The organism is Colwellia sp. BRX8-9 (assembly GCF_014077245.1).
GTDB lineage: Bacteria > Pseudomonadota > Gammaproteobacteria > Enterobacterales > Alteromonadaceae > Colwellia_A.
The window spans coordinates 1-20,755 of record NZ_JACGVN010000002.1 but is presented as its reverse complement, the minus strand read 5'-3'; the positions used below and the strand labels follow the sequence as shown (position 1 = coordinate 20,755).

Sequence of the window (20,755 nt, the reverse complement as noted above, 5' to 3'; positions counted from 1 at the left end):
TCAAACAAGCCTTTATAAATTAACTTATCTGATGCTTATCTAAGTGTTCTCTTTGGTGATCTTCTGGTTTAAAATTTTCTAAGCTGACCGTAAACAATGCACCGAAAAGCACGACTAGCCAAGATAAATACACCCATAAAAAAAGAATCGGAATACCCGCTAGAGCACCGTAAATAGCTTCATAAGAAGGGAGTTGCGTGATATAAAAAGCAAAGCCTTTTTTTGCAACTTCAAATAAAAGTGCCGCTAATGTTGCACCAAACAAGGCATGTTTAAGCGGTACCACTTTATTAGGCACCACCATATATAAAATAAGGAATGCGCCAATCGAAGCAAAAATAGGCAAAGCTCTTAACGCTATATTGGTAAGGCCGAAAACGTCATAATTCCCTATCGATATCAAAGAAACAATATATGAAGTTGCCGCTATACTACTACCCATTAAGACAGGTCCAAGAGTCAGTACCATCCAGTACATAGAAAAAGCGGTAACAATGCGTCTTTTGGTTGTGACCCGCCAAATTTTATTTAAGCTGGTGTCAATGGCAGAAATTAGCAATAGGGCAAATAAGAATAAAAAACTAATGGCGATAGCTGACATCTCTGAAGCATTCGTGACAAAACCGGTAATATGTTCTTTAACCACATCACCCGCAGCAGGCATAAAATTTTGATAAACAAAATTTTCAATAATTTCTTTAATATCAGTAAAGATAGGAAAAGCGGTCATAACTGACAACATGACTACAATCAAAGGCACCAGCGACATCAGGGTTACATAAGATAAGTAACCGGCAGTAATGTGTATTTGCTCTTTTAATATTCTATTGATAAAAAACAAACAAAAGTGCCAAATAGTCTGACTTTGCTGGTTGTTTTTAATGCTTTTAATCCAGTTCATTACAAATTAGTTATTATCTTATGGTGTACAATATATTATGATAATTGCTAAGCAAGTGATAGTGATAATAATCGTAATAAAATTTAACGTAGGAGTAATGATGTCTAATCAAGGTTCAGGTGGTAATGTTTTAGCGGCAATATGTAGTTTTTTTATTGCAGGTTTAGGTCAATTAGTTCAAGGGAGGATCCTCGCAGCAATCCTGTTTTTCCTGTTAACCTGGGTTAACTACACATTAGCAGCGACAGGAATCTTATTCTTTATGGCGGTTCCTGGTCTTATTTTTCATCTGTGGGCAGTCATCGATGCTGCTCGCTATAAAGGTAGGAACTAATGAATAAGATTACAATTAAGGTCTCGTTATTTTTTCTTTTACTGTCAATAGTCGGCTGTCAATCTGCTTACTATTCGGCCATGGAAAAAGTAGGTAAACATAAACGTGATATATTGATCGATCGTGTTGAAACTGCTACTGAGTCACAAGAGGAAGCAAAAGAAGAATTTAAAAATGCCTTAGAACAGTTCTCTGCATTAGTAAATTTTGATGGTGGTGAACTGCAACAACAATATGAAATAAGTAATGATCACTATCATACGAGTAAAGTTGCTGCTGAGGATGTAACTGCTCGTATTAATTCAATTGAAGCTGTCGCTGAAGCTTTGTTTAATGAATGGAATAGTGAATTAGAACAATTTACTAATCAATCATTAAAACGTCAAAGTCAATCGCGTTATAACGAAACACAAAATCGTTATACTTCAGTGATTGAATCAATGCGTAATGCGGAGAAGAGAATGCAACCTATTCTTGATGCGCTTAAAGATAATATGCTTTATTTAAAACATAATCTTAATGCGCGAGCTATCGGTGAGCTTAAAACAGAATATAAATTAATTGAACAAGATGTTGAACGCTTAATTAACGAAATGAACAATTCAATTAACAAATCACAAACATTCATAAAATCACTTAAGAACCCTTAGTACAAAAGGAGCACTTTTATGAGTGTCTGCTTAGTACTGGTGAGTGATAATAGATGGTAGCTTGTTTATGTTAAATGAGCCGCCATCAACTTAATGACAGAGACTTACTCTTTATTGGTAGGGTTTTATGTTGCTGAGATTATAAGTTATAACGTGTCATTACTTGATCTAGCGTGTGAAAAGGGGGGATTAGCAAAAACATCACTTCGATCTTGGTTTTGGTTAATAGCAGTAAGTAAGCTTGACAGCTCTCTTATTTGACTCGGACCCGCTCGGCCTTCTTCAAAAAGTTGACTTAATCGTTGTAACACTTTGAGTTGCTCTGGAGACATTTCGAAATTCCCTTTCTTAATAATATTCTTTAAAGATACCGCTTGGTCGTTATGAAGCCGTGGCATGTTGGTGGTAAATAGCGACTTGTACCGGCAAAACTATTTCCCTGCCATCATCGATGTACTCTTGATAAAGGACTTTTAACTCTCTGCGTTCGATAACGTTAGCTTTATCAGCAACAGCTTTTTCAAATAGATCATTTAAACGAGTTAATTTTCTCTGCTCCATAATAAGTTTGCTCCCTGCACCGTTACTTTCAAAGTTCACATGCAACTAATCGTATCACTAAAACTAATATTCACCAGTGAGGTGTAATGATTAGCGTCAACTCAACATTTAGACATAACTGACTCACTTAATTAATTTTCATTAAAAAACAATAGATTAAAACACAGTCATCCACTTTATTAACCGTGTATTGTGTTACTTCCTATATATTTTTAAGACATGTCTTACGCAATATTACGTTTAGGCTTACTCAAATTTACTGACAAAAAAACCAGCCGAAGCTGGTTTTTATCAATCGTCTAGATAAGAGGCTTATTTAGGACGAGTATCACGCTTACGTTCATTTTCTTTTAAAAGCTTTTTACGAATACGAATGCTCAGTGGTGTAACTTCAACTAGCTCATCGTTATCAATAAACTCAAGCGCTTGTTCAAGTGACATAACGATAGGCGGTGTTAACGTTTGTGCTTCATCAGTACCTGATGAACGAACGTTAGTTAACTGCTTACCTTTAAGAGCGTTTACTGTTAAATCGTTGTCGCGGCTATGAATACCAATAACTTGACCTTCATAAATATCAACACCGTGTCCGATCAACATACGACCACGTGATTGTAAGTTGAATATTGCATTCGTTAATGCTTTACCTGTTGCATTACCGATCATTACACCATTTTTACGCTGGCCAATATCGCCACCTTTATGAGGTCCGTATTCAAAAAATGTATGATAAATTAAGCCAGAACCTGACGTTAATGTCATGAATTCAGTTTGGAAACCGATCAAACCACGACTTGGCATGATGAAGTCCATACGAATACGACCCGTTCCATCAGGTGCCATATCTGTTAATTCAGCTTTACGAACACCCATTCTTTCCATGATAGGTCCTTGATGCTGCTCTTCAACATCAATAGTCACGTTTTCATAAGGTTCTTGTATTTGACCATCAATTTCACGAATAATAACTTCAGGACGTGATACCGCTAACTCAAAACCTTCGCGACGCATGTTTTCGATTAAAATGCCTAAGTGAAGCTCACCACGACCTGATACTTTAAATTTATCAGCATCAGGAAGTTGCTCAACACGTAAAGCAACGTTGTGAATTAATTCTTTGTCTAAACGGTCTTTGATGTTACGTGAAGTAACATACTTACCTTCTTTACCACAAAATGGTGAAGTGTTTACTTGGAAAGTCATATTGATAGTAGGTTCATCAACAGATAATGCTGGTAAGCCTTCAACTTCTGTAGGACAACAAACCGTATCTGATATTTTTAACTCGCCTAAACCAGTAATAGCAATAATATCGCCAGCAAAACCTTCTTCGATATCAAGTCTTTCTAGACCTAAGTAACCAAATACTTTACCAACTTTAGCGTTATGGATCTTGCCAGTTGCTAATTTAATCGTTACTTGTTGGTTTGGTTTAACAGAACCACGAGTAATACGGCCAACGCCAATTACACCTAAGTAAGAGCTGTAATCAAGTTGAGATATTTGCATTTGGAATGGACCATCTGGATCCGCTGTTGGTGCAGGCACTTCTTTAAGAATAGTATCAAATAAAGGAGTCATGTCTGTGCCGGTTACGCCTTCTTCAAGCGAAGCCCAACCATTGATTGCTGAAGCGTAAACAACTTTAAAGTCAAGCTGTTCATCTGTAGCGCCAAGGTTGTCAAACAATTCAAAAACTTGGTCCATAACCCAATCAGGACGAGAACCAGGCTTATCAACTTTATTAATAACAAGGATTGGCTTTAAACCTTGAGCAAACGCTTTTTTCGTTACGAAACGCGTTTGTGGCATAGGGCCTTCTTGTGCATCAACAATAAGTAAAACCGAATCTACCATTGACATAACACGCTCAACTTCACCACCGAAATCAGCATGGCCAGGAGTATCTACGATGTTTACACGGTAACCGTTCCAGTTAATAGCCGTATTTTTAGCTAAGATTGTGATACCACGTTCTTTTTCGATATCATTCGAATCCATCGTGCGCTCTTCAAGACCGCCGCGGGCATCAAGGGTACCTGATTGTTCTAATAATTTATCAACCAAAGTTGTTTTACCATGATCAACGTGGGCTATGATGGCAACATTACGTAATTTATCTAACACGGGTTTTACTCACTTCTTGCAAGACTTTTTCATCAAAAGAATATAGGGCTATAATTGGGCGCGAATTATACAGCAACGAAGTCAACAAAGACAGCAACAAATATTTCAGCTCCTATTAAATTCTCCATACACGAATCGTAATGCCCTGTTATACTCTTAAGCACCAACAACCAGCAGGCGCACCAATTTAGCGCAGCTCACGCACAGTAGTGGTGCAAGCAGGCTTTAGTAAATAAGTTAACACCTTATATATAAAGGCTTTATCTATTGGCATGAATTTCGCTTTATGCCCATCATGCGAAATGCAAACGTATTTTATTTTAATGACACTGGAGACTTTACATGTCACAAGCCGTATTAGATTTAATCAAAGACAACGATGTTAAATTTGTAGACCTACGTTTTACTGATTCAAAAGGTAAAGAGCAACACGTTTCAATTCCTTATCACCAAGTAAATGAAGACTTTTTTGAAGACGGTAAAATGTTTGATGGTTCTTCTATTGAAGGTTGGAAAGGTATTAATGAATCTGACATGGTAATGATGCCTGATGCTGATTCAGCGGTATTAGATCCTTTTACAGATGCAGTAACATTAAATATTCGTTGTGATATTTTAGAACCAAGTACAATGCAAGGTTACAGCCGTGATCCTCGTTCAGTTGCTAAACGCGCTGAAGAGTACTTACGTAGCACAGGTATCGCTGATACTGTATTAATTGGTCCTGAGCCAGAATTCTTCTTATTTGATGATGTACGCTTTAGTACTGATATGAGTGGTTCTTTCTATAAAATTGATGATAAAGAAGCCGCTTGGAATTCAGGTACTGAATACGAAGAAGGCAATATGGGTCACCGTCCAGGCGTTAAAGGCGGTTACTTCCCAACATCTCCTGTAGATTCATCACAAGATATTCGTTCAGCCATGTGTTTAGTTATGGAAGAAATGGGCTTAGTTGTTGAAGCGCATCACCATGAAGTAGCAACGGCTGGTCAAAACGAAATTGCATGTCGCTTCAATACCTTAGTTAAAAAAGCTGATGAAGTTCAAATATACAAGTATGTTGTTCATAACGTTGCTCACGCTTACGGTAAAACAGCGACTTTTATGCCTAAGCCATTAGTTGGCGACAACGGCTCTGGTATGCATGTTCATCAATCACTTGCTAAAGACGGTGTTAACTTATTCGCTGGTGATAAATACGGCGGCTTATCTGAAATGGCGCTTTATTATATTGGCGGTATTATTAAGCATGCTAAAGCATTGAATGCTTTTACTAACCCAGCTACTAACTCTTACAAACGTTTAGTTCCACATTTTGAAGCGCCAGTAATGCTTGCATATTCTGCACGTAACCGCTCTGCATCAATTCGTATACCGATTGTTCCATCACCAAAAGCAATGCGTATTGAAGCTCGCTTCCCTGATCCAGCAGCAAACCCATATTTAGCTTTTACTGCTTTATTAATGGCTGGTCTTGATGGTATTAAAAACAAAATTCATCCTGGTGATGCGATGGATAAAGATTTATACGATTTACCAGCAGAAGAAGCTGCAGCTATTCCACAAGTAGCAACATCACTTGAAGATGCTTTACAAAGCTTAGAAGCCGATTATGAGTTCTTAATCGCTGGTGGTGTTATGGATAAAGATATGATTGATGCATACATTGCTATTAAACGTGCTGAATCACAACGTGTAAACATGACAACTCATCCACTAGAGTTTGAATTATATTACAGCGTATAATCTCGACTATATGATTAAATGAAAAAAAAGCTCACTTCGGTGAGCTTTTTTGTGGCAAATAGACGATTAATTATATAAGTTTAAGGTAAGTATCTTAAGTTGAGCTAAATTTTTGCGTTATTCTTTATTGTTATTAACTTTAATTATCACATTACTTAGTTGTAATACCTTTGCGACGGCAACCAAAATTTATGTTTGGAGAAGTGATGATGGTATCTTAGTTTTTTCTGACAGCCCTCAAACTGGTGCGGAAGAAGTTGAAATAAGAGAACCCAATACTGCCTCTTCTGTTGATACCTCAATGCTAGATTTAACACCAAAAATTATCAAAGATGATTACCAAGTTGAAATCAACCAACCTAAACAAAATGCCACGGTTAGAGACAACACTGGCTCTGTTTACATAGCAGGTAGTATCAAACCTATCTTTAAACAAGGCTTAGCTATTCAACTTTTTTTAGATGGTAAACCCCATCAACCTCCGCAATCTCACTCAATGTTTGTGCTACGAAATATAGATCGCGGCGAACATATCATAAAAATGCAATTACTTAATGAAAAAGGCAAGATAATTGCATCGTCAAAACCTATAACCTTTTATATGCATAGAGCATCGGTTAATAACGCAAATTAAGTAGCATTTGCTGCAACTTGCACCAAATGTAACTACATTACTATTTTGTCGCACTACATCAGTGCAAAAGGTTTTTATGTCTAGCAACAGCAGTAGAGATCAACAATTAAAATTTAGCTACCAACAAAAGCTGCCAAATCAGATGGTTACAGCACTTGTAGTGCTAGATAATAAATTAACGATTAAATATGTTAACCCTGCAGCAGAAGCGCTATTAGTTAAGAGTTTTAACAAGCTGTGCAACTTACCAATAACAACAGTCTTCTACAATTCTCCGATTAAAAAGGAACGTTTAGAGCAGCTGCTGACTTCAGGCCAAGAATTTAGTGACAGTGATGTCACCATTGAATTTTTTGATCACAGCCGTATTACCGTGGAAATAACAGCCTCGTCTGTTGAATTCAGCAAACAGCCACATATTATCTTAGAATTCAAACAGATTGATCAGCAAAAACAAATGAGTATCGAAGCATTTCAACACCAGCAATGGGAGTCGTCTCGAGATTTGATACGCGGGCTTGCTCATGAAATTAAGAATCCATTGGGCGGTCTTCGTGGCGCTGCACAATTATTAAGTAAAGAATTGACGCAAGAGCAACAAGAATATACTGAAATGATTATTGAACAAGCCGACCGTTTAACTAATTTGGTTGATAAGCTTTTAGGCCCTAATCAATTACCTCAGATGGCAGAACAAAATATTCATATTGTCTTAGAAAAAGTTTTTAAGCTGATTAATTTTAACAACCCTAAAAATATTAAATTTATTAGAGACTATGACCCCTCTATTCCTGAAATAAGTTTTGATCAAGATAAGCTTCAACAAGCTGTTTTGAATATTGTTAACAACGCCGTTCAAATTATTGATGAGGGTTGTAACATAACCCTAAAAACAAGAGCCGCTAGTAATAAAACCATTAATGGAAGACGGGTAAAGCTCTGTGTTCAAATCAGTGTTATTGATAATGGCCCTGGTATTCCAAAAAAGATTCAAGACACTCTATTTTACCCTATGGTATCTGCACGCGATAACGGTACAGGTTTAGGCTTGTCTATTTCACAAACCTTAGTGCAACAGCACAAGGGTAAATTATCTTGCTATAGCCGACCGGGTCATACTGAGTTTTTAATTTTACTGCCTTTACAAGAAGAGAATAATAATGAATGTTGAGCAAGTTTGGATTGTAGATGATGACAGTTCTATTCGCTGGGTGTTAGAAAAAGCCTTATCAGGAGCAAATATATCTGTAGCCTCTTTTGAGAAACCTGAAGACTTACTCATCGCCCTAGAGCATCAACAACCAGAAATAATAATTTCTGATATAAAGATGCCAAATATTGATGGTATGACTTTACTTAGCCGTGTTAGTGAGAATTTCCCTAACCTACCGGTGATCATAATGACTGCACATTCTGATCTCGATAGTGCTGTAAATGCCTATCAAGGTGGGGCATTTGAATACTTACCTAAACCTTTTGATACTGACGAAGCTATCTCTCTAACAAAACGGGCGCTAACACATGCTCGAGAACAAAGTGCTAAACGTAAGCATTCTATAGTAGCACCTGATCCTGTTGGGATAATTGGTGCGGCTCCAGCTATGCAAGAAGTTTTCAGGGCAATTGGACGACTATCACGTTCGAGTATCAGTGTACTCATTAATGGCGAGTCTGGTACAGGTAAAGAGCTTGTTGCACATGCGCTTCACACGCATAGTCCACGATCGAATGCTCCCTTTATTCCCTTAAATATGGCTGCAATACCAAAAGATTTAATTGAATCAGAGTTATTTGGCCATGAGAAAGGTGCGTTTACTGGCGCGAATGCCGTAAGACAGGGTCGCTTTGAACAAGCGCATAAAGGAACCTTGTTTCTTGATGAAATTGGCGATATGCCTTTAGATATTCAAACACGTTTGTTACGTGTGCTCGCCGATGGACAATTTTATCGCGTTGGTGGTCATTCACCGATTAAAGTTGACGTAAGGATCATTGCGGCTACACATCAGAACCTAGAAGTTCAAGTCAGTAATGGTGATTTTCGTGAAGATCTATTTCACCGTTTAAATGTCATTAGAATACAGTTACCCAGTTTACGTGAACGCAAGGAAGATATTGAACAGCTTATTAATCATTTTTTACATTTAGCAGCAAAAGAATTAGAGGTTGAACAAAAAACCCTGCATAAAGCCACTCTTAGTTATTTACAGCAATGTGCGTGGCCAGGAAATGTTCGTCAGCTTGAAAATATTTGTCGTTACTTAACGGTAATGGCAAGTGGTAAAGAAATTATATTAGATGATTTACCGAGCGAACTTGCTGAGAACACATCATTAACAAACCCTACTGCAGAAGCTTCATCATGGCCAGTTGCGTTGCAAGAGTGGGTTGATGAGCAATTAGCCAAAGGGAATAACAATATTATTGATACCGCTTTGCCTGAATTTGAGAAAATACTATTAGAACGTGCGCTTCATTATACACAAGGCAGAAAGCAAGAGGCTGCTAAAAAATTAGGTTGGGGAAGAAATACCCTAACAAGAAAGTTAAAAGAGCTTAATATGTAAAGACATATGTGAAGGTAGCTGTTTAGCTACTTTCACATGTATCACTGATACACTGTTTACAACTGTTACATAATTTCAAGTTAATGATGTGGGCAGCTACAATCAAACTTGCGCCAATCACAATAAAGAATGGCTGAATATCTTCTGAAAAATCATGCTTTATCCAGTAAATACCAACGCCTAAAAAAAGTAAGTAGAAAGGGTAATATTTTCTATGGTATTTTTTAAAACCGGAAAACAAGGCTAAAGTACCTAGTGCAGCGGTCATTAATAAAAATACATGTTCCCATGCATGGTCAGCTAAAAAGCTTAATCCTAGTAAAGGCAGTGCCGGTAACAATACCGGTAATAAGATACAATGAAGCGCACAAAGTGATGTTGCGGTTATTCCAATACGATCAAGCACTTTATACTCCCCTTACAATTAGATAATAATTACTGTTAAAAGTGGATAATATCACAATTGATATAGTATCACAAAACTTTTAAGCGCGTTCTATCGGAAAAGAAATTACATCCTCAATAGCACTTTTTTCTAGCGCGATCATCATTAAGCGGTCGATACCTAAAGCTACTCCTGCACATTGTGGTAGCCCTGATTGTAGAGCTTTAATAAAGTTCTCATCTATATTTTTAGTAACAAGTCCTAGTTGTTGACGTTTACTGTTATCTTGTTCAAATCTTGTTATTTGAATATCAGCATCTGTTAATTCATTAAAGCCATTTGCTAACTCAACGCTCTTAAAATAGCATTCAAATCTTTGGGCGACACGGTTATCTTCAACACATTCTTTAGCTAAAGAAGCTTGCGCAATTGGAAAATTATAGACAAAGCATGGTCGAGATAAGCCAATATTCTTTTCTATAATTTCTGAAAAGATAAACTGTAGTAATAAGTCACAATCATCTGATTCATACAACCAATCTGCGGCTTTACCCTGTAACTCGATAACCTCATATAATTGATTAAAAGTTGCTGTTAAAGGATCTATACTGACGAATTTAATGAATAAATTTTGATAGGATATTTTTTCAGATTTTGGCGTTTTTACGACTGTAGATAATAGTTCATCAACTTCAGCCATTAAATCGTGTTGATCAAAACCTATACGGTACCATTCTAATAGGGTGAACTCAGGATTGTGATAACGGCCTGAATCTTCATGACGAAATGCTTTACAGATTTGGAAAATACAGCCATAACCTGAAGCAAGTAGTCGTTTCATATGAAACTCAGGTGAAGTTTGTAAATATAGTTGTTGAGATTGATTTATATCGCTGTTATCTAAATAGTTGTATTGGGTGCTAAAGGCATCAAGGTAAGGGTCTGTTACTGTTCCCATAGAGAGTGATGGTGTTTCAACTTCGATAACATTTTTATTTTTAAAAAAATCTCTGATCTCATTAATAACACTTCCTCTAGACTTAGCTACTTCCCACTTCATTTACGTACACTACTTAGAATAAAAAATATAATTCTATAGAGTATATACGAAAAGCTAATCATCTGAGAAGTAGACAGATAACTATAAGAAATATCTAAAGCGCTATATTGAAAAAGAGGGGAATAACTTTTCAACGCTATCGTATAATTGTTAGCGATGTACGTTCAATGAGTAAGTTACTTGGTGAGTCTCAATACTTAAAAAACTCACAAATAGCCTATAAAATGGTCGTATATTCTGATTGTACTTAAAATATTCACTGGTGGTTTAAGCGAGTTTGGCCTAATACCTGACCGTCAAGCAGATAGATCTTACGTTTTGCCATTTCAGCATAATCTATGTCATGAGTAACAACACAAAGTGTAGTCCCTTGATTATTTAAAGCCTCTAGTATTGCCATAACGTGGTCACTACTTTTAGAATCCAGATTCCCCGTCGGCTCGTCCACTAATAAAATAGCAGGGTCAACGACTAGGGCGCGAGCAATAGCAACACACTGCTGTTGGCCGCCAGAAAGTTGGGTGGGCCTACGCCTGGCCAGTGGGGCTATACCAACTACATCCAAGCAGTAATCAACTTTTTTATTTATATCTTCTTCACTAATAGGTTGCTTTGCATAACGTAATGGCAGGGCTATATTGTCGTATACGCTTAATTCATCTATCAGGTTAAATTGCTGGAAGATAAAGCCAATTTTCTTATTCCTGATTGCAGCAGTTTGTTCTAAAGTGAGGTTGCTGACATCAACACCTTCGAAAAAAAGCTTACCTGTAGTAGCAAAATCTAGCAGCCCCATAATAGATAGTAAAGTCGATTTCCCACAACCTGAAGGGCCAGAAATTGAAATATACTCACCTTGTTGGATTTCAAGGTCTATGCCTTGCAGTGCATGGGTTAGCATGTCATCGTTGCTAAACACCTTGTCTAATTTTTGCACTTTAATTATGGGTATTGTCATTGAAACGCTTAGTCTCCCTGTAATTTCGAAATAAAGAGATAGTCATAGGTGTCTATAAATCATAGTTTAAGCTAAAAATGTGCTTTTGTATTTACCAGCTTATTCTATAATTTAAGGTAAACGAATTAAGTTTACCTAAATGACTAACAATAAAAAAGGTGGGCCATGCCCACCTTTATTTTATAAAATCGCGTCACGTCCACGTGTATTATTAATTCATAGAGTTACGCTAAAATTTTAATTTTAAACATGACATTATTCAAAGTCATGAACTTAATCACTACCACGCAAACTAAATATCGCTGGCTTGTTAATGTATTGCCTTAAAGGCCAGTAACAGGCGAATAAAGTAACCATTATAATCAAGACTAAACTAGCCACTACCATAGGTAATGCTTGCCAAGTAATAAATGGTTGAATGTATTCACTCATTCCAATGTAAGCGATAGCAAACAATACGACACTACCGACAAAACCAATCAATACAGCTTTCGTATTATCGATAATTATCATTGAAAGCAAGTGTTTACGTGTTGCACCTATGGCCATGCGGGCGCCAAGCTCAAAGCGTCTAAGTTGAGTGCCGTAGCTCAAAATTCCATATAAACCTATGCCTGCCAGTAAAAATACCAAACTCGCTAAAACTGCAGTAGTAACGGCTGTAGTAATTTCAGCAAACAATCTTTGAGTTAGAATGTCATCAGCAGATTTATAACTAAAAACAGAATATCTAGAATCAACCGAGGACAATAATTTACCGAGTTGTTCACGACTAACAGTCTGACCAGGTTTAACCTTAAGCATAAAACTTTGGTTGCCTAGGTTATTGGGTATATAAGCTCTTGGAACTCCTATATCAGCATTGTCGCTTCCTATAGGTGTATCGTTAGGAATAGAAATGTCTTTTACAATACCCACGATTTTAAATGGCTCAGGGCGACCTGTCGATATTTGCAAACCAATGACATCACTATCAGCTTTCAACTGCTTAGCAAAGGCTTGGTTAACAATCATAATATTATTGCCATCTTTACGGTCTATTTCAGTAAAGTTGTCACCCTGTAATATCTGCTGCTCAATCATATTAAAATAAGTATGATCAATCCCATTAAAATAAGGAGTATACCTTTCATTATTACTAACATTGGTTAGTGCTCTAACATTAAAGCCATCAAGTGGTGATCGTGTCTGACTAATCGATTCTACTTGAGGAAGTGCTTCAAGTTTATCCATTATTTCAGCCATGATTGGAATCGCTTCTTCCTCAGTTGGAAATTCTGTCGATGAAAAGTTTAAAATTAAAGTAGAAATGTTATTTGTTGTAAAACCAATGGGTGCATTAATGGTTTTAACCGCATCTTTAAGTAAGCTAATATTAGCAAATACTAACACTGTTGCTAATGCTACCTGACTGGCAATTAACACCTGACGAATTTTTTTAGATACCTGTAAACCACTGCCCTTACCACTGCTTTGCAATGTGGTATTTAGTGCGCGGTAATTAATCATGCTGGTACTTAATTTTGCGAAAAACAATGCAAATACAACGGTAATTAACACTGCACTGCCAAAGGTTATCGGGTTAATAGATAACTCGCTAACCCTAGGTAATATAGCACCCAAATATTGTTGCATTACACTAAATCCGACTTTAGCAAGCACCAAGGCAATGATTATAGACATAAACATCAACAAACTTGTTTCAGCAAGCATGCCTTTAAATAAATGTTTTTTAGTCGCCCCAATCGCCGCTTGAATAGCCATTTGTCGTTGCTTTTCGGCCGTACGTGCCATAAACAGATTTGTGATGTTAAGACAAGCGATCAAAACTAAACCAATCACACCCGCTAACAGCTTTATCGCAATAGATTCACTATCACCGAGAATAATTTCTTTAACTGGGGTTACAATCATAACAATTGACCAACCCTTGAAAAAACCTATCTCAGCAACACCTTCTTGCCAACGATCACTTACTAAGGGAGTTAACAGTTGTTCTGCTTGGCTTTTACTCACATCATTTTTTAATTGACCAATAAACTTAAGACCACCGTTTATATTGCCAAAGCTTTGTCTCTGACCATTACCTGTCTGATTATAGTCCCATGGCATCCAAACTTGTGTTTCTCGTCCAATTCCGTTCAGTTCAGGTTCAACAAAATTTTCAGATAAAACGCCAACAATTCGGTAACTGATACCACTAAGGTTAATTTTTTGATTAAGAATATCAGCACTACTTTTATACTCTTTCTTCCAAGTATTATAGCTAAGCATTGCAACAGGATTATTAGTATCCATTGCTTCACTTGCTTCAAACATTCGACCCATTGCCATTGGAGATGCTAAGATCTGGTGCAATTCAGGTGTTACATATGCTGTATTAACAAGCGGTTGACTGCTGTGAGAAATAATAACATCTTGCCCATAAATCATGATGGCAGCTTGTTCAAATGCTTCTTTACTCTTGTATAAGTGCACTAATCCAGGATAGGTATAAGCAACACCTTTGGTTTCTTTTTCAGCGCCAATAAGTTTATGTTGAGCGACAAAAAGTCTGTCTTGCTCTGGGTAAGGTAATGGCTCAACTAATAACAAATAGTTTAATGTTACAGCACATAGCAAAGCGCCTAAAGTAATACCCATGGTCATTAATACGGTTAATACAAAGCCAGGTTTCTTTTTCAGACTGGCCCAAGCTTGTTTATGTCGAAAAATTAATTTCCTCATACTGCCACCTTTAATGCTTCATCTTTGACAATTTGCCCATCAAGCAATCTAAGTTGAATATTAGCCATGTCAGCGTAACGCGCATCATGTGTAACCATACAAATAGTCGTGCCGTTTTTATTGAGTTCAGCTAATACTGCCATTACAGTGTCACCACTTTGTGAATCAAGGTTACCTGTTGGCTCATCAACGAGTAATATTGCAGGATCGGCAACCAATGCACGAGCAATAGCAATACGCTGTTGCTGTCCACCCGACAACTGGTTAGGTTTATGGTCAGCTCTATGGCTCATTTCTACCATTTTTAAACAGGCTTCAACTCTTGCTTTAATAAATTCGTCTGTTGGAAGTTCTTTTTTATATTGTAAGGGTAACGCCACGTTATCAAACACAGAGAGTTCATCAATGAGATTAAATGATTGAAAAACAAAACCTATTTTTTCATTACGAATAGCAGCAGCTTCATCAAGAGTGAGTGAGCTGACGTCGAGCCCTTCTATTGTATAAGAACCTGAACTAGACATATCTAATAAACCCAATAGAGAAAGTAGCGTAGACTTACCACACCCTGACGGGCCTGCAATAGAAACATATTCTCCTGCACGAATAACAATATCAACGTCTTTTAATGCATGGGTTTCAACATCATCAGTTTCAAATACTTTACTAATACTCTTCATTTCAATTTTTATTTCAGACATATTCATTTTCCTTAAATGTGTGGGAATTTTTTAAATTATTTGTAATTAACGTTATTGACTAAATAGCATTTAAAAGCTGTCTATAGTCAGCTCTGAATTTTTCACAAGCGACAAATCAGACACAATAAAAATGTCATTAACTTTGCCTCCTTTAATTATTTGGATGTAACGACCGGCTTCTTTACCGAATTCTACTTTGGTTCTTATTGCTGCGTTATTTGAATCATCAAGTAGGAATAAACTTGAATTTGAATTAGCTAGACCGTTGACCGGACGTTCCATATAGGTAATGTTAGCTAAGGTCTCTGTAATGATAACGGCATCAACACTTAGTTGCGGGCGAGCACTCGCTGGCAGTTGGTCAGGTAACGCTATTTCAACTTCAACGGTATTGTCTACTACGACGGGATCAATGCGTGAAACGGTGCCTACAATTTTGTCTCGACGTGTATCAACAATAGCCTTTTGACCAATAAATATTTGTTGCGCTTTACTTTGAGGCACTCTAACTAAAGCAATAAGATTTTCGACGCTTCCTATAAGAGCAATTTCTTGTCCCGCTGCGAGGCTTTGACCCAACTCAACTGATAGGCGTTGTAATACACCATCAAAACCCGCTTTAACGGTAAGGCGTTCGAGTCGGTTTTGCGCGATATCTAACTGCCCTTGTTGTTGCATTATTTGTTCGTTCTGTATATTTATAGCTTCTTGATTAACTAATTTTAGAGCCGTAGTACGTTGTTTATGGATTTTGATACGCTTATTAAGCTGCGCTTCTTGAACAAAGCTTTCTTTATAATCAAGTACTGAAACTATGCCCGATTTAACCAAACCAGACTGTGCTTCTAGTTTAACTTTCGCTGTTTCGTAACGCGCCTCCAATTCTGCAAAATTGCCACTTTCGTTAAGAATCTCACGTTTTTGATTTAACTTTAGTTGTCGTAAGTTTGCTTTTTGTTGAGATAGCTCTCTAACTGCACTATCTACCTGTTGTTGTAATTCAGGATTAGCCAGTTGAATAATAATACTATCCGCTGTTACTAGAGCGCCAGGTTTAAGAACAATTTCCTGAACTGTGGCACTTGTTAGTGAAGTAATGAGTACCTGTTTATCACTGCGTAGTGCACCATATCCTTCGATTTCCACCTGTAAATCACCATGTTTTACTGTGCCAAAAAGCATGTCGTCACGCTTAACCGAAGTACCGCCAGTTTGAGTACTCACATACCAAGTCAGGGCAGCGAGCAAAAAAATCGCAACACCACTGTACACTGGCATTGATTTGAGTTTGCTTTGCTTGGTTTTTACTTTTTTCACATCCATTTAGGAGACACCTTGAATAAATATTTTCTAATAATTAATACTTATAGCGAAATTTGTGCCAATAAATATTAAGTAGTAATATCAATAAGATATATTTGTTTTTACATTATTTTATTATAAAGTAGACCGCTATCGAACTAAACGAACCGAATATGAACCAGGTATAGTGAAAGGTAAAAAAATTACACCCTCAGTAAAATATAAAACAATTGAAAAATTAATAAGAAGTGACGTACAGATTCAGTGATTAAAATAACTGATAAATATTTGTAGTAGAGTTAGTAGATGTAATTAAATTTTAAGATGCAATTGAAGGCAATGGGAGGGATATTGAAACAGTAACACCGGACGCATTAGTGTTGTTTATAAGTTCAATGGTGCCCTTGTGATGTTCTATAATATTTCGGCAAAAACTCAATCCTATACCCTGACCATTTTGCTTAGTTGAATACAATGGAACAAAAAGGTTATCTAAATTAGCAAATCCGTGACCGTTATCAACGACTTCAATTAATGATGTGTTTCCTTTTTCCCTAAAGACCAGTTTTATTTTCTCTCCAGGTTCAGAAGCCTCGTCGGCATTTTTAATCACATTTAACAAAACCTGTTCAATAAAAGCAGGATCAGCCCAAAAATTTTCTGTTTTTATTTCAATTTCAAAATCAATATCTTTAAGTAGTCTCTGAATACGTTGAGCGATATTAGTGACCGAAATCATTTGGCAATTTAAATGAAATGGTTTGGTGATAGAAGCATATCTACTGACAAATTCTTCCAAGTGCTGGCATCGTTCGGTGATAACATCTAGGGCTTTTTTTTCTCTTTCACCCTCTGCTTTTAAACTTAATCCTTGTGCTAATGCAGATACTGGCGTTAATGAATTACGAATTTCATGTCCGAGTACTCGAATAAGCTGTTGCCAAGCACTAAGCTGGCTTTGCCTCAATGCGGATTCAATATTAACAAAAACCATTAAATGATGAGTTTTACCTTGATCAATAAACTCGCTGTGGCGTATTTGCCATTTATTGTCACGTGGTTTTTCTTTGAAACGCCAATTATTATCTACATATTCAAGACCTAATAACCCTGGAGAGGAATTTCTAAAAATCTGCCACGGTTGGGGGAATAATTCATTAAAGGCTGTATTGGCATAAGTAAGTTGAGGTCGTTCATCAAAGACCATAATAGGGCTGTCAAGTTGTTCGATAAGTCGATAAACAAGGAAAATATGTTGATCGTAGCGTGACTTGAGTAATTGTAAATGAGAACTCAAATTTTTGAGATCTTGATGAAACTCTATGACCTTACCTTTAGTGAAAGCAGGTTTCGAATACTGACAATAATCATTATTACGAACAGCGTCAAGATGCATACTTGCACGTTTAAAAGCAATAATGGTTCTACTATATATGTAAGAGAATAATAAGAAAAAAACTGCAGCAACTCCAGTACTGGTTAAAACAATATTTAACGCTGTCCAATCCTGAATTATTCCAATAACCATCCACAAGCTTACTATAATAAAACTCGTGGTAATAAAACAAACTTGTAAAAGCTGCTCTAAGGATTTAAAGATAAATAATTTCATAAGATCGGACTCGTATTTTAAGACGGTATAACATTTCGATTTTAACTTTAATGCTACTACTGAATGTTTATACCGTGTTTTTCTAGTCGGCGGTACATAGATGATTTAGTTAACCCAAGCATTATCGATGCTTTAGGCACATTATTATGATTTTGTTCGAGTGCTTGTTCGATTAAAGTTTTTTCAGCCTGCTCTAGTGTCATCATAGGCAACCTATTGTTCTGTTTGATCATAGAAAGATGTAGATCTTCTGGTTCCAAGTTATCCCCCTGAGCTAACAAAACCGCACGCTCCATTAAATGACTCATTTCTCGGACATTACCAGGCCAATGATATGCTTCCAACGCTTTTATTGCTGAAAGTGAGAGGTTTAATTCTTCACGTTTATACTTTTTACCATGTTGAGTCATAAAGTGCTTTGCAAGAGGAGCTATATCTTGAAACCTTTCTTGCAACGATGGCACTCTCAACTCAATAGTATTAAGACGAAAATAGAGATCTTCACGAAAATCTCCATCTCTTATTAATTTGGAGATATCACCATTTGTAGCGCAAATAACTCTACTATCAGCAATCTGTGTTTGGCTAGAACCTAATACTTCATATTCCCCAGATTCCAATACTCTAAGTAATTTAGCTTGTTGCGAGTGGGGGATATTAGCAATCTCATCTAAAAAAAGAGTACCGTGTTTGGCAAGTTCAAAACGACCAATACGATTTTCTTTAGCATCTGTAAATGCGCCTTTTTTGTGTCCGAAAATTTCACTTTCAAATAAAGATTCTGAAATAGCGCCCATATTTACCGAAATAAATGCATCCAAAGCACGATTAGATTGTTGATGAATACGTTTAGCTAAATGACTTTTACCGGTACCGTTGTCACCCGTTAGTAAAATACTGGCATCAGTTGCAGCAACAGAATCTATTTGGTGTAACAATTTCTCCATTGATTCAGACCGCCACGTAAAATCTTGTTCCGTAACAGACTCTAACTGCTGTTTAAGCTTTTGATTCTGAACTTGCAGACCAGACATTTTTAGCTGTTGGCGAATAATTTGGATTAATCGTTGATTATTCCATGGCTTTTCAACAAAGTCACAAGCTCCAAGTCTCATAGCACTTACAGCAAGGTCAACATTAGACCAACCAGTCATGGCTATTACAGGGATAACAAAATCTGATTTACTTAACCAAGTTAAGAAACGTAAACCTTCCTCGCCAGAGGTAGTATCAAGTGAAAAATTCATGTCCAGTAAAATTAGATCGACACTGTTGTCAGCTAATATTGCTTGGGCATAGTGGTGATTTTCTGCTTCAAGTATCGAAAAACCTTGGTCTTCTAGAATAAAGGCTGCACTTAAACGGATTTCAGGGCTGTCATCGACAACCAGTATTTGAGGCTTAGACATCACTATTTATAATAACTCACTGACAATATGAATTAATATAATAAGTTGCCAACCATTATTGAACAAGACAAATATTGTTACTTTAAGTTAATCATATTTTACTTGGCTTATAAGAGAAAAATTCATACTTGGCGAATAATAAAACTTAAATAAATTAGTCGAAATCACCTACTAAGAAAATTTATAAAGTGCTAATAGTTATGGTTAGACCCCCAGATTGAGCAGCGAAATTGATGTATAAATATACTTATGTCTGTTTCCTCTGGAAATCGTGAGCATAATATTGGTAATAATTGATATTAAAATTAGGACCATTTTATGGCAGAAGTCTGTATTAGCAGAGTTTAATTTATCCAAAGGTGACAGCTTTAATAAAGCCGAAATATTGTGGCATAGTTAAATGTAATTGGTTGGCTTAGGTAAATGCAATTAGGCGGCAAGAATGCTAAAGATTGCCCCTTCTAATGAGAAGTGGTGAATGTCAGACTCTGACATGGGCATGTCGAACATAAGTCACACTACTGTTGTGGCTACTCCTCTACGGTATAAATACTGTGTTTTCAAACGTCAGAAAGCAAAAAACCCGTTACGTTAGTAACGGGTTTTTCTTAATTAGAAGCCAAGCAATGTCCTTCTCTCACATGGGCCTGTCGAACATGAGTCACACTACCGTTGACGCTACTGCTCTACAGTTATAAATACTGTATTTTTAAACGCCAGAAAGCAAAAAAACCGTTACGTTAGTAACGGGTTTTTGACGTGTAGGGATATACTAATGTCGCGTTGCCAAGGATGGCAAAGAGCGACTTAATTAGAAGCCTAGCAATGTCCTACTCTCATATGGGCATGTCGAACATGAGTCACACTACCGTTGACGCTACTGCTCTACGGTATAAATGCTGTCTTTTTAAACGTCAGAAAGCAAAAAACCCGTTACGTTAGTAACGGGTTTTTCTTAATTAGAAGCCTAGCAATGTCCTACTCTCACATGGGAACTCCCACACTACCATCGGCGCTACTGCGTTTCACTTCTGAGTTCGGAATGGGATCAGGTGGTGCCACAGTGCTATTGTCGCTA

At 36.9% G+C, this 20,755-nt stretch carries 18 protein-coding genes and 1 rRNA gene; 6 read left to right on the top strand and 13 right to left on the bottom strand.

Annotated elements, in window-relative coordinates:
• Window positions 1–19 precede the first annotated feature (19 nt).
• Complete coding sequence (locus H4J70_RS01765) at window positions 20–901, bottom strand: virulence factor BrkB family protein (protein WP_182214782.1); 882 nt, start codon at window positions 899–901, stop codon at window positions 20–22.
• Window positions 902–1,001: 100 nt separating this feature from the next.
• On the opposite strand from H4J70_RS01765, the gene H4J70_RS01760 reads away from it, so the two are divergent.
• Both H4J70_RS01760 and H4J70_RS01755 read left to right on the top strand, forming a co-directional pair.
• Window positions 1,002–1,235 carry a hypothetical protein gene (locus H4J70_RS01760; RefSeq protein ID WP_070377078.1) on the top strand — a complete coding sequence of 78 codons (234 nt, stop codon included), beginning with the start codon at window positions 1,002–1,004 and terminating at the stop codon, window positions 1,233–1,235.
• Window positions 1,235–1,885 (top strand): DUF2959 domain-containing protein, encoded by a 651-nt coding sequence (locus H4J70_RS01755; RefSeq protein WP_070375023.1) that lies wholly within the window; start codon window positions 1,235–1,237, stop codon window positions 1,883–1,885. The genes H4J70_RS01760 and H4J70_RS01755 overlap by 1 nt, the downstream gene beginning before the upstream one ends.
• A 146-nt stretch (window positions 1,886–2,031) precedes the next feature.
• On the opposite strand, the gene H4J70_RS01750 is transcribed toward H4J70_RS01755, so the two are convergent.
• From H4J70_RS01750 to typA, 3 genes are all read right to left on the bottom strand, one after another.
• Window positions 2,032–2,217 carry a hypothetical protein gene (locus tag H4J70_RS01750; protein WP_070375024.1) on the bottom strand — a complete coding sequence of 62 codons (186 nt, stop codon included), beginning with the start codon at window positions 2,215–2,217 and terminating at the stop codon, window positions 2,032–2,034.
• Window positions 2,218–2,266: 49 nt separating this feature from the next.
• Entirely contained in the window at window positions 2,267–2,446 is a 180-nt protein-coding gene (locus tag H4J70_RS01745) for a hypothetical protein (RefSeq protein WP_182214783.1), read from the bottom strand.
• Window positions 2,447–2,758: 312 nt separating this feature from the next.
• Window positions 2,759–4,573, bottom strand: coding sequence for a translational GTPase TypA (gene typA, locus H4J70_RS01740; protein WP_070375026.1), 1,815 nt, complete (start codon window positions 4,571–4,573; stop codon window positions 2,759–2,761).
• A gap of 342 nt (window positions 4,574–4,915) precedes the next feature.
• Between typA and glnA the strand changes: the two genes are divergently transcribed.
• The 4 genes from glnA (at window position 4,916) to glnG (ending at window position 9,523) form a co-directional block, all read left to right on the top strand.
• On the top strand, window positions 4,916–6,322 hold the full coding sequence (gene glnA / locus H4J70_RS01735) for a glutamate--ammonia ligase (protein WP_070375027.1): 1,407 nt from the start codon (window positions 4,916–4,918) through the stop codon (window positions 6,320–6,322).
• A 112-nt stretch (window positions 6,323–6,434) separates the two neighbouring features.
• Window positions 6,435–6,956, top strand: coding sequence for a DUF4124 domain-containing protein (locus tag H4J70_RS01730; protein WP_182214785.1), 522 nt, complete (start codon window positions 6,435–6,437; stop codon window positions 6,954–6,956).
• A 76-nt stretch (window positions 6,957–7,032) separates the two neighbouring features.
• Entirely contained in the window at window positions 7,033–8,127 is a 1,095-nt protein-coding gene (glnL, locus tag H4J70_RS01725) for a nitrogen regulation protein NR(II) (RefSeq protein ID WP_182214787.1), read from the top strand.
• Window positions 8,117–9,523: a nitrogen regulation protein NR(I) gene (gene glnG, locus H4J70_RS01720; protein ID WP_182214788.1), complete on the top strand. Its 1,407-nt coding sequence runs from the start codon at window positions 8,117–8,119 to the stop codon at window positions 9,521–9,523. The genes glnL and glnG overlap by 11 nt, the downstream gene beginning before the upstream one ends.
• Before the next feature lie 22 nt (window positions 9,524–9,545).
• Here glnG and H4J70_RS01715 read toward each other — a convergent pair whose 3' ends face one another.
• The 9 genes from H4J70_RS01715 to rrf all read right to left on the bottom strand — a co-directional run.
• Window positions 9,546–9,929: a MerC domain-containing protein gene (locus tag H4J70_RS01715; protein WP_182214790.1), complete on the bottom strand. Its 384-nt coding sequence runs from the start codon at window positions 9,927–9,929 to the stop codon at window positions 9,546–9,548.
• A 79-nt stretch (window positions 9,930–10,008) separates the two neighbouring features.
• Window positions 10,009–10,968, bottom strand: a complete 960-nt coding sequence (gene epmA, locus H4J70_RS01710) for an elongation factor P--(R)-beta-lysine ligase (protein ID WP_182214791.1) — start codon at window positions 10,966–10,968, stop codon at window positions 10,009–10,011.
• 256 nt (window positions 10,969–11,224) lie between these two features.
• Entirely contained in the window at window positions 11,225–11,926 is a 702-nt protein-coding gene (locus H4J70_RS01705; RefSeq protein ID WP_182250541.1) for an ABC transporter ATP-binding protein, read from the bottom strand.
• A 273-nt stretch (window positions 11,927–12,199) separates the two neighbouring features.
• On the bottom strand, window positions 12,200–14,653 hold the full coding sequence (locus tag H4J70_RS01700) for an ABC transporter permease (RefSeq protein ID WP_182250540.1): 2,454 nt from the start codon (window positions 14,651–14,653) through the stop codon (window positions 12,200–12,202).
• Complete coding sequence (locus H4J70_RS01695; protein WP_182214797.1) at window positions 14,650–15,354, bottom strand: ABC transporter ATP-binding protein; 705 nt, start codon at window positions 15,352–15,354, stop codon at window positions 14,650–14,652. Before H4J70_RS01695 ends, H4J70_RS01700 begins: the two co-directional genes overlap by 4 nt.
• 69 nt (window positions 15,355–15,423) lie before the next feature.
• The gene (locus tag H4J70_RS01690) at window positions 15,424–16,677 is read right to left on the bottom strand and encodes an HlyD family secretion protein (RefSeq protein WP_182222504.1); all 1,254 of its coding nucleotides are present in this window, start codon (window positions 16,675–16,677) and stop codon (window positions 15,424–15,426) included.
• A 298-nt stretch (window positions 16,678–16,975) separates the two neighbouring features.
• Window positions 16,976–18,268 (bottom strand): PAS domain-containing sensor histidine kinase, encoded by a 1,293-nt coding sequence (locus H4J70_RS01685; RefSeq protein WP_182245020.1) that lies wholly within the window; start codon window positions 18,266–18,268, stop codon window positions 16,976–16,978.
• A 56-nt stretch (window positions 18,269–18,324) separates the two neighbouring features.
• The gene (locus H4J70_RS01680; protein ID WP_182250539.1) at window positions 18,325–19,677 is read right to left on the bottom strand and encodes a sigma-54 dependent transcriptional regulator; all 1,353 of its coding nucleotides are present in this window, start codon (window positions 19,675–19,677) and stop codon (window positions 18,325–18,327) included.
• A 965-nt stretch (window positions 19,678–20,642) separates the two neighbouring features.
• Window positions 20,643–20,755 (bottom strand): 5S ribosomal RNA (gene rrf, locus H4J70_RS01675); the annotation flags it as partial.

Excerpts from the sequence above, each read along its gene's own strand:
- H4J70_RS01765 (WP_182214782.1), bottom strand. The coding sequence starts at position 901 with ATGAACTGGATTAAAAGCATTAAAAACAACCAGCAAAGTCAGACTATT.
- H4J70_RS01760 (WP_070377078.1), top strand. The coding sequence starts at position 1,002 with ATGTCTAATCAAGGTTCAGGTGGTAATGTTTTAGCGGCAATATGTAGT.
- H4J70_RS01755 (WP_070375023.1), top strand. The coding sequence starts at position 1,235 with ATGAATAAGATTACAATTAAGGTCTCGTTATTTTTTCTTTTACTGTCA.
- H4J70_RS01750 (WP_070375024.1), bottom strand. The coding sequence starts at position 2,217 with ATGTCTCCAGAGCAACTCAAAGTGTTACAACGATTAAGTCAACTTTTT.
- H4J70_RS01745 (WP_182214783.1), bottom strand. The coding sequence starts at position 2,446 with ATGGAGCAGAGAAAATTAACTCGTTTAAATGATCTATTTGAAAAAGCT.
- glnA (WP_070375027.1), top strand. The coding sequence starts at position 4,916 with ATGTCACAAGCCGTATTAGATTTAATCAAAGACAACGATGTTAAATTT.
- glnL (WP_182214787.1), top strand. The coding sequence starts at position 7,033 with ATGTCTAGCAACAGCAGTAGAGATCAACAATTAAAATTTAGCTACCAA.
- glnG (WP_182214788.1), top strand. The coding sequence starts at position 8,117 with ATGAATGTTGAGCAAGTTTGGATTGTAGATGATGACAGTTCTATTCGC.
- epmA (WP_182214791.1), bottom strand. The coding sequence starts at position 10,968 with ATGAAGTGGGAAGTAGCTAAGTCTAGAGGAAGTGTTATTAATGAGATC.
- H4J70_RS01705 (WP_182250541.1), bottom strand. The coding sequence starts at position 11,926 with ATGACAATACCCATAATTAAAGTGCAAAAATTAGACAAGGTGTTTAGC.
- H4J70_RS01700 (WP_182250540.1), bottom strand. The coding sequence starts at position 14,653 with ATGAGGAAATTAATTTTTCGACATAAACAAGCTTGGGCCAGTCTGAAA.
- H4J70_RS01695 (WP_182214797.1), bottom strand. The coding sequence starts at position 15,354 with ATGTCTGAAATAAAAATTGAAATGAAGAGTATTAGTAAAGTATTTGAA.
- H4J70_RS01690 (WP_182222504.1), bottom strand. The coding sequence starts at position 16,677 with ATGGATGTGAAAAAAGTAAAAACCAAGCAAAGCAAACTCAAATCAATG.
- H4J70_RS01685 (WP_182245020.1), bottom strand. The coding sequence starts at position 18,268 with ATGAAATTATTTATCTTTAAATCCTTAGAGCAGCTTTTACAAGTTTGT.
- H4J70_RS01680 (WP_182250539.1), bottom strand. The coding sequence starts at position 19,677 with ATGTCTAAGCCTCAAATACTGGTTGTCGATGACAGCCCTGAAATCCGT.